The 13,180-nt window shown below is 60.4% G+C and carries 8 protein-coding genes; 7 read left to right on the forward strand and 1 reads right to left on the reverse strand.

Annotation, left to right across the window (positions count from 1 at the left end; all coding sequences use genetic code 11):
- Nucleotides 1-230: 230 nt before the first annotated feature.
- The 7 genes from ACZ5BO_RS16760 (at nt 231) to ACZ5BO_RS16790 (ending at nt 9,771) form a co-directional block, all read left to right on the forward strand.
- Nucleotides 231-2,018 carry an ABC transporter ATP-binding protein gene (locus tag ACZ5BO_RS16760; protein WP_464701155.1) on the forward strand — a complete coding sequence of 596 codons (1,788 nt, stop codon included), beginning with the start codon at nt 231-233 and terminating at the stop codon, nt 2,016-2,018.
- On the forward strand, nt 2,012-3,778 hold the full coding sequence (locus ACZ5BO_RS16765) for an ABC transporter ATP-binding protein (RefSeq protein WP_464701157.1): 1,767 nt from the start codon (nt 2,012-2,014) through the stop codon (nt 3,776-3,778). Before ACZ5BO_RS16760 ends, ACZ5BO_RS16765 begins: the two co-directional genes overlap by 7 nt.
- Nucleotides 3,778-4,719 (forward strand): ABC transporter permease, encoded by a 942-nt coding sequence (locus ACZ5BO_RS16770; RefSeq protein WP_025129118.1) that lies wholly within the window; start codon nt 3,778-3,780, stop codon nt 4,717-4,719. The genes ACZ5BO_RS16765 and ACZ5BO_RS16770 overlap by 1 nt, the downstream gene beginning before the upstream one ends.
- Entirely contained in the window at nt 4,716-5,666 is a 951-nt protein-coding gene (locus ACZ5BO_RS16775) for an iron chelate uptake ABC transporter family permease subunit (RefSeq protein ID WP_029978424.1), read from the forward strand. Before ACZ5BO_RS16770 ends, ACZ5BO_RS16775 begins: the two co-directional genes overlap by 4 nt.
- A complete protein-coding gene (locus ACZ5BO_RS16780; RefSeq protein WP_464701160.1) occupies nt 5,663-6,424 on the forward strand; it encodes an iron ABC transporter ATP-binding protein in 762 nt (253 codons plus the stop codon). The genes ACZ5BO_RS16775 and ACZ5BO_RS16780 overlap by 4 nt, the downstream gene beginning before the upstream one ends.
- A gap of 10 nt (nt 6,425-6,434) precedes the next feature.
- Nucleotides 6,435-7,430 (forward strand): siderophore ABC transporter substrate-binding protein, encoded by a 996-nt coding sequence (locus ACZ5BO_RS16785; protein ID WP_464701162.1) that lies wholly within the window; start codon nt 6,435-6,437, stop codon nt 7,428-7,430.
- Between the two features lie 121 nt (nt 7,431-7,551).
- On the forward strand, nt 7,552-9,771 hold the full coding sequence (locus ACZ5BO_RS16790) for a TonB-dependent receptor (protein ID WP_025129114.1): 2,220 nt from the start codon (nt 7,552-7,554) through the stop codon (nt 9,769-9,771).
- A gap of 233 nt (nt 9,772-10,004) precedes the next feature.
- Here ACZ5BO_RS16790 and ACZ5BO_RS16795 read toward each other — a convergent pair whose 3' ends face one another.
- Entirely contained in the window at nt 10,005-13,043 is a 3,039-nt protein-coding gene (locus tag ACZ5BO_RS16795) for an HD domain-containing protein (RefSeq protein WP_464701164.1), read from the reverse strand.
- Nucleotides 13,044-13,180 lie beyond the last annotated feature (137 nt).

Consider the following 13,180-nt stretch of genomic DNA (forward strand, 5'->3'; position numbering starts at 1 on the left):
TTCGCAAATTAGTTTATAGTCATGCAACTAATTGAGATTCTGATTTCCAAGGCTGTTCCATGCTGATCCCACGCCCTCTGTATCCCCCTTGCAGCCAGCCTCGATCGCACTCACCCAAGACCGACCGGCCCGTCATTGCATCGGGCACTGCCGCCAGCCGGCAGGCCGTGCGGTGTGACGGCCAGGCGCGAGCCATTCCATCCTTTTGAATTTGCGGATGTTCGATTTCCATGGATCCTCAACACACGGCCCCGGCCAACCCCGTGGTGCCCGGCTCGATCAGCCAGGTGCTCAATCCTATTCGTGGCCGGCTGATTGTCGCCGCGTTGCTGGCCGCCGCCGGCGCCATGCTGACGCTGGTGCCGCTGGCCGTCATTGCCCACATCGCCAGGGTCGCCCTGGCTGACAGCGGCATCGCCGCGGCCGAAATGGGGTGGGCGGTGGCTCTCGGGGTGGCCTGCCTGTTTGCCGGCATGTTGCTGATTTCCCTTGGCGAGTTGCTGGCCCACCTGGCAGACAACCGCATGACCCACCACCTGCGCCGGGCGATCGTCCAGCGCTTGAGCCGGGTGCCGCTCGGCTGGTTCAGCAGCCGGGCATCGGCCGAGGTGAAGCAGGCGATTCAGGACGACATCAACACGCTGCACAGCCTGACCGCGCATTTCTACACCACCGTGGGGCGCGCGGGCGGGGCGATCCTGATCTCGCTGATCTACCTGTTCGCCATGGATTGGCGCATGGCTATCGTCTCGCTGCTGCCGTTTCCCGGGTTCTTCCTGTTTTTCTCCCGGGCAATGAAGGCCAGCGAGGCGAACATGCAGGCGTTCTCCGCCGGGATGGGACGCATCGACAACGCGGTGGTCGAGTTCGTCAACGGTATTGCGGTGGTCAAGGCCTTTGGTGACAGCGGCAAGGCGCACAGCCGTTATCGCCAGGCGATCGATGAGTTCGCCCAGGCGTTCATCGGTTTCACTCGTCCATTGGTGGCCTCGATGGCCAATGCCAACGCGATGATCGCGCCGGTCGCGGTGCTGAGCGTGGTGCTGCTGTTCGGTACGCTGTTCGTGGCCCAGGGCTGGATCGCGGCGGCGGATGTCCTGCCGTTCGTGCTGGTCACTCCCGGCCTGTGCGGCCCTTTGCTGTTGCTGCACTACATCACCCATGAGCTGAGCCACGCCACCGGCGCTGCCCGCCGGGTGCAGGCCTTGCTGCAGACGCCGGTGCTGGAGGCGCCGGCGCCCGATATGCAGCAGTCGCCCAAAGGCTGCGAGGTGCGTTTCGAGGGGGTTGGCCATGCCTATGACGCCGAGCACCAGGTGCTGACAGACGTCAGCTTCTGTCTCGCACCGGGCAGCACCACGGCGATTGTCGGTCGCTCCGGTGCCGGCAAGTCGACCCTGGCCCGGTTGCTGCTGCGCTTCTTCGACCCGAGCACGGGCCGCATCACCCTGGGCGGTGTGGACCTGCGCCATCTTGAGTGCTCCAGCCTGTACCGGCACATCGGCTTCGTGCTGCAGGACGTGCGCCTGATCCACGCCAGTGTGCGCGACAACATTGCCTTGGGCAGGCCCAGCGCCAGCCAGCAGGAGATCGAGGCGGCGGCGCGCATCGCCAACCTCCACGAGCGGATTCTCGGCCTGCCACGCGGTTATGACTCGGTGGTCGGTGAAGACGCAGCCTTGTCCGGCGGCGAGCAGCAGCGGTTGAGCATTGCCCGCGCGGTGCTGCTCGACCCGCCGGTGCTGGTGCTCGACGAAGCCACGGCGGCGGCCGACGCCGAAAGCGAGGCCGCGATCCAGGATGCGCTGGCGCACTTTGCCGAAGGCCGCACGCTGCTGGTCATCGCCCATCGACTGGACACGGTGATGCACGCCGACCAGATCATCGTGCTCGACAACGGCGCGCTGCTTGAGCAGGGCCGCCACGGCGAATTGCTCGCCCGCCGCGGACTCTATGCGCAGCTGTGGGCGCAGGGCGGCTACTCACACTCTGAACCACGGGTGGTGCCGTCATGCTGAAGCCCTTTGTGCAACTGTTGGGCAGCGATATGCCGGTGCTGCGTCGCTACGTCTGGCTGGCGGTGGTGTATGGCCTGCTCAGCGGGCTGACCCTAGTGACGCTGGTGCCGGTCCTCAGCCGACTGCTGGTGGGTGATGTACGTGCTGCGGCGCCCTGGCTGCTCCTGACCCTGGCCGGCATGCTCGCCTGTTGGGCCTGCCGGCGTCGGGTGGAGAGAGCGGGGGTGGCAGTGGGCGTGAGCCTTTTGCAGGGCGCGCGGCAGCGCATCGGCGATCACGTCACGCGCCTGCCCCTGGGCTGGTTCAACGCGGACAACACCAGCCGTCTCGGCCATCTCATCAGCCAGGGCATGATGGCAGTGGCGCAACTCCCGGCCCACGTGTTCACCCCGGTGATCAGTGGTGCGGTGACACCGCTGGTGATCATGGTCGCGCTGTTTTTCCTGCACGGGACCATGGGCCTGATCGCGTTGTTGGCGCTGCCGATCCTGGCGGCCGGCCTGCTGCTCATAGCGCGCTTGGGGCGCCACGCGGACCAGGCCTTCCAGGGGCATTTTGCCGACGCCAGCCAGCGCATGGTCGAATTCGCCCAGGCCCAGTCGGTGCTGCGTGCGTTCAACGGGGAAGGCGGTGGTACTGCGCTGCTGGAACAGGCCATCGACCGGCAGCGCCAAGCGGGCACGCGGCTGATCTACCAGACCTCGCTGTCGGTGGTGCTCAATGCCTGGCTGGTGCAGGCGATCTTCGCCGCCTTGCTGATTGCCGCCGCCCTGTGGCTCAACGTCCATCTGGACAGCACATTGGAAACGGGCTCGGTGGTGGCGGTGATCGTCGCGCTGATATTGGCCAGCCGCTACATCGATTCGTTGCTGGACGTGGCCAGCTACGCGGAGATTCTGCGCAACGCCTACGGCCAGCTCGAAGCCGTGCAGCGACTGTTTGCGGTCCAGCCCCTGGTCGAGCCGGATCAGCCGCAGGCCCCGCGTGACGGCTCGATCGAGTTGCGCCAGGTGAGCTTGCGCCATGGGCCGGATCAGCCCGAGGTGCTGCGTGACATCAGCCTGCAGATCGCCCCTGGCAGCCTGACGGCGCTGATCGGCGCCTCCGGTTCGGGCAAGACCACGCTGCTGCGCTTGGTCGCGCGGTTTTTCGAGGCGAGCCAGGGCAGCGTACGGGTGGGTGGTGTCGATGTGCGGCAGATGTCCAGCGCTCAGTTGGCCGGGCAGATCAGCCAGATTTTCCAGGGCAGCTATCTGTTCCAGGGCAGCATTGCCGACAACATCCGCATCGGTAAGCCCGAGGCCAGCGATGCCGAAGTCCTCGACGCGGCGCAGCAGGCCGGCGTCGGCGAACTCATCCAGCGTCTGCCCCAGGGCCTGCAGACAGCGGTGGGCGAGGGCGGTGCGCAGTTGTCGGGTGGTGAACGCCAGCGCATCGCGATTGCCCGTGCGCTGATCAAGGACGCCCCGATCCTGTTGGTGGACGAAGCCACCGCCGCCCTCGACGCGGAGAACCAGTTGATCATTGCCCAGACGCTGGCCAGGTTACGCGGCCGGCGCACCCTGCTGGTGATTGCCCACCAACTGTCCACGGTGTCGATGGCCGATCAGATCCTGGTGCTCGAAGAGGGCCAACTGGTCGAGCAGGGCCCGCCGGCGGTATTGCGTGCCAGCTGCGGGCGCTATGCGCATTACCTCGAACAGCGTCAGGCCGCCAAGGGTTGGCGGATCGCTGCAGCGTCCCACAGTGAAGCCCACTGATGCGGGCCCCCTGGTTTGTGTTGTTGCTGGCGCTGTGCGTTGCATCCCTGCTGGTGGGGGTGCGACAGCTGGAGTGGTCGCAGCTGTTTTCGCTGTCCAGCGATGCCTGGCTGACCTTGACGGCCAGCCGCCTGCCACGCCTGGCCGCGTTGGTGCTGACCGGGATCGGCCTGGCGGTGTGCGGAGTGATCCTGCAGCACATCGTGCGCAACAAGTTTGTCGAGCCCGGCACTACGGGCGGACTGGACGCGGCCAAGCTCGGCATCCTGGCGTCGCTGGTACTGGCACCCACGGCCGGCACCCTGGGGCGGATGCTGTTCGCGCTGCTGTTCTGCTTCGTCGCGGGTTTGCTCTTCGTGCTGATCATCCGGCGTATCCGCTTCAAGAGCGCGGTGCTGGTGCCGGTCATCGGCTTGATGTACGGCGGGGTGTTGAGCGCCATCGCCGAGTTCTACGCCTATCGCAACAACATCATGCAAAGCATGCAGGGCTGGCTGCTGGGGGACTTTTCCAGGGTGGTGCAGGGCAACTACGAAATCATCTACCTGATCCTGCCGATCGTCGGGCTGACCTACCTCTATGCCCACCGTTTCACCGTGCTCGGCATGGGTGAGGACCTGGCCAGCAGCCTGGGCTTGAACTATGGGGCGACGGTGGCGCTGGGCCTGTTGCTGGTGGCGGTGACCGTGGCTGCCACGGTGATCACCGTCGGCTCGATCCCTTTTGTCGGGCTGGTCATTCCCAATCTGGTGGCGCTGCGCTATGGCGACAACCTGGGCCGTACGCTGCCCATCGTGGCCTTGTCGGGGGCATCGTTGCTGCTGGTCTGCGACATCCTCGGGCGCCTGCTGATCTACCCATTCGAGGTGCCCATCGGCCTGACCGCCGGCAGCGTGGGAGGCGTGCTGTTCCTGGCGCTGATCTTCTGGAGGCAGCGATGATGCGCCGACATTCGCAGTACCTGGCCTGGGCAGGGGTGCTGGTGCTGGCCCTGGTGTTCGTGATCGCCGGTTCGGGGCTGGATTTTACCTACGTGATTCCCAAGCGGCTCGCCCGGCTGGCGGCGATGCTGATTGGCGGGGTCTGTATCGCGTGGTCATCGATTACGTTCCAGACCCTCACCGGCAACCGGATACTGACCCCGGCGATCATGGGCTACGAGGCGGTCTACCTGCTGTTGCAGGCCCTGCTGATTCTGTTCTTGGGCACCTACAGCCTGGTGTTGCTCGGGATCACCGGCAACTTTCTGCTGTCGGTGCTGGTGATGTTCGCCTATTCGTGGCTGATCCATCACTGGCTGTTCCGCAGCGGCAGGAACAACCTGTATGTCCTGCTGCTGCTTGGGCTGGTGCTGAGCATGGTGATCACCACCTTCACCCAGTTTGTCCAGCTCAAGGTCAGCCCCGGCGAGTTTTCCGTGCTGCTGGGCTACAGCCAGGCCTCTTTCAACCGGGTGCAACCGCAGCAACTGTTGTACTCGGGGCTGCTCGTCACGGCGGTGTGCCTGGTGGGCCTGAAGACCCTGCCAACCCTGGATGTGCTGTCCCTGGGGCGGGACCAGGCGATGTCCCTGGGCGTCGACTATCGGCGCAGCGTGCGCCTGCATCTGGCGTTGATCGCCACCCTGGTGGCGGTTTCCACCAGCCTGCTGGGGCCCACGGCGTTCATGGGCATCTTCGTCGCCAACATCACCTATGCCCTGTGCCGGACCTTGCGCCACCGGGTCACGCTGGCGCTGGGCAGCGCGATTGCAATCGGCATGTTCATCAGCGCCCAACTGCTGGTCGAGCATGTCTTCAACTACAAGACCACCGTCGGCATTCTCGTCAACCTGGTGTGCGGCGGGTATTTCCTGGTGCTGATGGTGCGTACCCGAGGAACTCCATGATCACTGTCCACGACCTGCACAAGGCCTACGGCGCCAAGACTGTTGTGGGCGGCGTCGATGCCTGTTTTCCCGCACAGCGGCTGACCTCGCTGATCGGCCCCAATGGCGCCGGCAAGAGCACATTGCTGATGATGATCGCGCGGTTGATGGCGCCCACCCGCGGCGAGGTGCGCATCGAGGGCCGCCCGGTGGCCGGCATCCCTGTGGCTGAGTACGCCAGGCGCGTCGCCACCTTGCGTCAGGCCCCGGACTTCAACCTGCGGCTGACGGTGGAGGAACTGGTTGCCTTCGGGCGCTTCCCCTACAGCCGTGGTGCGCTGACCCGGGAAGACCGGCGGGTCATCGACGAGGCCATTGCCTTCTTGTCGCTGGAGCCGCTGCGCCAGGCCTACCTCGACGAACTCAGCGGCGGCCAGCGGCAGATGGCTTTCCTGGCCATGACCATCGCCCAGCAGACGGATTACCTATTGCTGGATGAGCCGCTGAACAACCTCGATATCAAGCACGCCGTGCAGATCATGCGCGCGCTGCGGCGCCTGTGCGACGAACAGGGGCGCACGGTGATCCTGGTGGTCCACGACATCAATTTTGCCGCCAGCTATTCCGACCACATCGTGGCGATGAAGGGCGGGGCGGTGCAGTGCGCCGGCAGCGTCGCCGAGGTGGTGACCGAAGCCCGGCTGGGCGAGCTGTACGGCCTGGACTTCGAGATCACCCATGGCCAGCGCGGGCGCCTGTGCAACTACTTCAACCCATAAGAGAACGGCAATGATGTTCAATCACAGATACCGGCGGTGGCCGTTGGCCCTGCTGATCGGGGCGGCTGTCGCGGTGCAGGGCTGCAACGACAAACCCGGCGCACCTCCCTCGGCCGCCACTGCGCCACCCTTGGCGCCGGCGGACCATGCACCGGTCACCGTGCAGCACCAGTTGGGCTCGACGCTGATCGAGCATGTTCCGCAGCGGGTAGTGGCCCTGGACATGAATGAGGTCGACTTCCTCGACCAGTTGGGGATTACCGTGGCGGGCATGCCGAAGGACTTCGTCCCGCATTTTCTTGCCCGCTACAAGGACGCGGCGAACGTCGAGGACCTGGGGGCGATTGTCCAGCCCAATCTGGAGCGGATCCATGGCCTCAAGCCCGACCTGATACTGATCACCTCGCTGCAGGCCAATCACTACCGGGAGCTGAGCGAGATGGCGCCGACGCTGCATTTCGATGTCGACTACCGCGACAGCGAGACCCGGCACATCGAAGTCATCAGGGACCACCTGCTGAGCCTGGGGCAGATCTTCGGCAAGTCGGCACTGGCCCGGGAACAAGCCGCGGCGCTTGAGGCCCAGGTCGAGGAGGCCCGGCGTATCACCCAGGGTCGCCCCGAGAAAGCACTGGTGGTGCTGCACAACAACGGCGCCTTCAGCTCGTTCGGCGTGCAGTCGCGATATGGCTTCATCTTCAACGCCCTGGGGGTCAAGCCCGCCAGCCCGACGGCCGAGGCCGGCCTGCACGGTCAGCCGATTTCCAGCGAGTTCATTCAGCAGGCCAACCCCGACATCCTTTATGTGGTGGACCGCACGGCAGTGATGGAGCGGCGCCCGGTGATGGACGCCCAGAGCATGGGCAACCCGTTGCTGCGCCAGACCAATGCCTGGAAAAACGGCCGGGTGATCTTTGTCGACGCCCAAGCCTGGTATGTCACCGGGGCCAGCCCGACCTCCCTGAAACTGATGATCGCCGACGTCCTCAAGGGCTATCGGGACTGACTCGGCCTTGGCCGTTGCCACGTGAATATTTGCTTATTAGCGATTCTCATTAAAAACAGCACTTCGATTCAGCTTTAAAAAATACAACAACCCTGCCTTCATCTCACAACGGAGTTCTAGCGTGAGCAAACGCCATTCCCACCCCCGTATTGCGCCACCCTGTGCAGTCTTTGCCCTGAACCGTACCGCTGCCGCCGTGCAGACGGTGCTGCTGGGCTTGAGTCTGGCGGTGATCGGGCTTCCCGCACAGGCCGAAAGTTCGAGTGCCGAGGAAGAGGAGCGCGGATTAACCTTGCCAGTCGCCACAGTGCAGGGCGAGATGGCCTTGCCCGCCGAGCTGCCGCCCACCTATGCGGGCGGGCAAGTGGCGACCGGCGGCCGGGTCGGCCTGCTGGGCAACAAGGACTTCATGGAGACGCCGTTCAGTACCATCAGCTACACAGAAAAATACATTGCCGACCGCCAGGCCAAGAACATCACCCAGGTCATTGCCGCCACCGATCCGGCGGTATTCAGCAACGGCCTGACCGGCACCTTCAGCGAGAACTACTCCATCCGCGGTTTCGCCAGCAGCATCAGCGACGTGACGGTTGGCGGGCTGTTCGGTATGGCCCCCTATTACCGGATCTCGCCGGAAATGTACGAGCGCATCGAGGTGCTCAAGGGCCCGTCGGCCCTGCTCAACGGCATGCCGCCGGGGGGCTCGGTGGGCGGCACTGTCAACCTGGTGCCCAAGCGTGCCGGGGAGGAGCCGCTGACGCGCCTGACCACCACCTACATGTCCGATGCACAGTACGGCGGGCACCTGGACGTGGGCCGGCGCTTTGGTGAGAACCAGCAGTTTGGCGTGCGCTTCAACAGTGTCTACCGGGATGGCGACGGGGCGATCGACCATCAAAAGCCCAAGACCCAGCTGAACGCCCTGGGCCTGGACTGGCGTGGCGAACGGGTCAGGCTTTCCGCCGATCTCTATGACAGCGAGGACCGCGTCCGCGGACAAAACCGCGGGATCAGCCTGGCTTCCGGCGTCTCGGTGCCCAAGCCACCGAAGTCGGACACCCTGTTGAATCCCGATTGGGGCTATGTCGAAACCCGGGACAAGGGCGCGATCTTGCGCGGCGAGTTCGACCTCAGCGACCACCTGATGGCCTATGCCGCCTATGGCGCCAGCAAGACCCACTACGCCTACAACGGCACCATGATGGCTACGGTGTTCAATGACGCGGGCGACTTTCGCACCAGCATGGGCCAGCTCAAGCAGGACCTGGAAAAGACCTCGGGGGAGCTGGGCTTGAAAGGTGATTTCAAGACCGGGCCCGTGAGCCATAACTGGTCGGTGAATGCCACCCACTACGGTGACAAGCAAAAGGACTATGGGCGCAGATCGGTACCCGGGGCGGACTGGGTCACCAATATCTACAACCCGGTCTGGGGCCCGGCCGCGGCTGCCAGCTGGCCGCTGATTGCCCACACTGAAAACCGGCTGACCAGCTATGGCCTGGCGGACACCCTGTCGATTCTCGAGGACCAGGTCCAACTGACCCTGGGCGTACGCCGCCAGCAGGTGCTCACCGACAGCTTCAGCACCCAGACCGGACAGCGCAGCGATCGTTATGACGAAAGCGCCACGACGCCAGCGGCGGCCTTGCTGATCAAGGTCACCGACCAGGTTTCCGTGTACGCCAACTACATCGAAGGCCTGAGCAAAGGCGCCAGTGCGCCGATGGGGGCGAAAAACGTGGGAGAGGTGTTCGCGCCCTACAAGTCCAAGCAGAAAGAGCTTGGTGTGAAGCTTGATCTCGGTGACTTCACCCACACCCTCAGCCTGTATGAAATCACCCGCCCCAGCGGTTATCTCGACCCGGACACCGAGATCTTTTCCTTTGGTGGCGAGCAGCGTAACCGTGGCATCGAGTGGGGCTTCTTCGGTTCGCCGCTGAGCGACGTGCGCCTGATGGGCGGCGTGGCCCGTGTCGACCCCAAACTCACCAAGACCGCGGGGGGTGTCAACGAAGGCAAGACAGCCATCGGCCAGCCCACGCTGCAAGGCAAGCTGGGGGTGGAATGGGATACCCCGGTCATCGAGGGCCTGACACTGACGGCCAACGCCACCTCCGTGTCCCAGCAGTACATCAGCGCCGACAACTCGCAGTCGATTCCGGGCTACACCATTTTCGATGTGGGCACGCGCTACGCCCTGCAGGTTGCCAGCCGCCCGGTGACCTTGCGCGGTAACGTCAGCAACCTGACCAACAAGGCCTACTGGGGGACGCCGTTATTGTCCAGCCTGGGCCTGGGGGCGCCGCGCACCTTTGAGCTGTCGGCTACGGTGGATTTCTGAGGAGCGAGTGGGGCTGGGATTCTGGCGGCATATGCCGCCGCAATCCAGGTGAAGATCTCACCGAGGTTTGAGCGCTTTGGCTCCTTCAGATTGCCGGGGGCTTGGGTCGGGCAGGGAGTGATCGGACACTCCCTGTATTCGGGCTCTGTCCCAGAGACAACATCTGGATAGAATTTTATCGGGCAGAGAAACCTCTCCATATGACGCAGAGAGGCTGGTATTCATGAAGTGATTTATTCGCAGCGAGCGTTCGTCCAACCCTTTGAGTGGACCATTATTTTATCTATGTAGGATGCCAAATGCTTATAAGCGGCAGAAATTTCCTCTATTTCCATCCAGTGTATTAGGTGCTGCTGGGTCCACCGGCTTAGCTTTTCTAGTTGTTGTGGGAGGAGCTGGATTTTTATGGCTTGTTCCTGTGCATTTCCCAGAAACAGGAAGGGCAGCAGGACTTTGTTGCGGTTAAGATCATGGTCGAAAATATTGAATGCGTTCAGCTCGGTCCCTGGCTTGAGGGATAGACTCTGGAATTCTTGATTTGCGTAAAAAAAGTAACGGGAGTTTCCGTAGTTGCTTCTAACTACGGCGTTGAGTTTGGTAGATATTGCGGAATCATCCCAGGGGTCTTGGGTGGAAAGTTTGAGGCTGTAGTAAAGGGTTTGTATCCTGCGGTTATCTTCTAAGGGCGAGTCAGTATTTTCCAAGTCGGCTGCATATTTTAGTAGCGACTCGGGTAGCGGGAACTCAGAAGTTGTAATTTTAATACTTGAATTGGTTTTTTTTGACCATTCCTTGAGGATTATTCCGCTCATGACGTCAAAGTCGGACTCGTAGAAGGTTATGTCAAAAGTACTCGAGTAAGACTCTGTCATGTAATTTGTTGCCGCTAACGTAAAACTTGAAAGTCTTAAACAGTCTCTGATTGTATTTTCATGGGTTTTGGGTTTTAAGTCGGTCCATGCGTCACCCAATATATTGGCCAGTGGCGCCCACTGCTCGCCATAGTGATATTCCATTATTTTTAAAAATAGTGAATAGTCCTTTCTGCAGCAATTCAAGCGGTCGAAACGCTTGTCGTGCGGTGCGTCAAGATCCTTTTCTATGCAATGCATAAGTGCTTTCAGGGTGAGGTTTTTCAACTTCGCATGTGCATTTTGAGAGACCTTGTCTCTATTGAAGCTCAACCAGGAGTCCGCAGTGCCAGATAAAATGTCAATCTTGATGTCTACATTGGGAATGTGAAGATTGCCGGGCTGGAAATACTGCCCTCGGTAAAAGGTCAAGAATGTTTCGTCTTGATCGAATGCTATATGTGGTTTGTATTGCATCCTGAGCTGGATATTTTCTATCTCGATGAAACGCCAGCTATCTGCACCCTTGTCGTTGTTTGAATGGTCAGCGTCAGGCAGATCATATTTGTCATCGCTGGTTGTGAGCGATCCTGTGATCGGGATTAACGAGCTCTGGGCGAAGTCGGCAACCTTGTCAAAAATGCTTGCTGCCTGATAGGGGAGAGAATTATCGAGTATGGGGTCATGTTTTTGAACGATTTTGAAGGCAGTCGTTTCTTCGTTGTTTACTGACCAGTCTTCGGGAAAGGCGTCCAGTTCAAGCTTCAGGCTTATCTCTGTGCCATAGGGGTGTGACAGGTCTGCGGGGAGCTTCCTGAAAACAACCAATCCGTTTTTCGGTCCGGTGGGGCTATACATCGTGATGGAAAAAATATCGTTGTTGGTGATGTTCTTGGTGACGATGGATAGCTCGTCGCACAGCATGAAAGCGCTTTGCAGGCCGATGCCGAAGGCACCTGAAGGTTTCATCCATTCGGGCATCTGTTGAATAACTTTTTGACGGCTCAGATTTTTTTGAGAACTTCCAATCCTCAGCATGAACTCCAGATCGGATTGGGTAATACCTGTGCCACAGTCCCTTATTTTAAGGTGCCATGTTGTTTTATCTGATGTGACATCTTGCTTTTTCATCTCTTCAAGAGTGACAACTATTGGCAGTGACTCAAGCAGGCCCATCGAGTTGTCAGGGCTGTCCCAAGTAGGGGAGATGTGTTGCATTTTGTTGGTTAGCCATAATTTCAGCAGTGTCGCGTCAACAGCGTTCTGCAAGAGCTCGCGAATACAAGCAAGTTTACTGCCATAGAGGTTTTCACCTTGGAGTAGTTTGATGGCTTTTTCCGAGTCGAGAGTAAATGCAGGACGCTCGCCATCTTTGAGGATCTGCAAGTCCCCGCTGAGTTTTACGGAAATCGGTCCCAACGTCGGCAGTAGTCCTAACTCCCTGTTAGGGACTATGTCCCGCCAGTTTTCTCTCTGGTTAGCGACTTCCTGTTGTAGCCAGTCAAACCATTTGAATGCCTCGAGATAGCCGTCGATTGTTTCACATTCTGCGCTGAGCTCAATGCGCTCAGGATCGATTCTGAGATGACGCATGCCGGCATGTTTATCCTCATGCGCCTTGCTTAGGGGCGAACGATGCTCTCCGGCAATCCCTTGCATGACCGGGCAGAATCTATTGTCATCGAGGTCTAGCAAATCGCCCATTCGCAACATGCAAGCGACGAATCTTGGATGGCAGTCATCCTGGCCTAGCCCTGACTCACGAAACGGCAATCCCCCAGGAGCCATCAGATCTTTAAAGGTTGAGCCGTGCATCTGGCAGACTCGGCCGAGCATTCTGAATAACCGCGCAGGTATCAGTTCGGTGCGGGGCGAACTCAGGCCAATCGACGCCATGGGAGAGCGAACTATTTCTTCGGCTCGTTCCGGGTGTTTTCTTCGAAACCACTCGGCCAGAAATTCTCGTAACTTGATGAGCATTTCAATGGGGCTGTTGTTCTCGAAAATCAGACCGGTATCCGATCTGTTTCTAAATGCACAGGCAAAGGCGTGCAGATCGTGATAGGGCTGGGCACAGAGAGACTCGACATAGTCTGAAAAGCCAGGTTCATTAATGGCTTTTTCAAGGTCAGCATGGGGCACCACCATGCCTATGTCGTGCCAGTAAGCGGCTTCCAGAATCAGCCAGGTGTCCGTTGCGGACAGCAGGCTTATATTTTCCCCAAGCAACCTTTCAATGTTGACCAGTATTTGCTTGCTGTGTGATTCGTCGTGGCGGCTGTAGTGAGGAAATAATCCGCTGATGGTTTGCAGCGCCTTGGGAATTAACCTCTCGTCAAAGTCCCACTGGCTGGCCAGCAGGTTTAACGCTGAATGTTCAGCAGATTTATTTTTCAGGTGTTTGACCAGCAAATCCGCCATAAGTCGTAATCTCCGTTCCTTCGTCACATGACTCAAGTGGCGTGCATATTTCCAATCAGGCTAGCCGGAGGAGGGGAGCGTTACGCCAAGCTTGAGATCAAAAGGGCGTACTTTATCTGGGTGATGGCTATTTGGCA

The sequence above is a fragment of the Pseudomonas sp. FFPRI_1 genome (assembly GCF_055384485.1).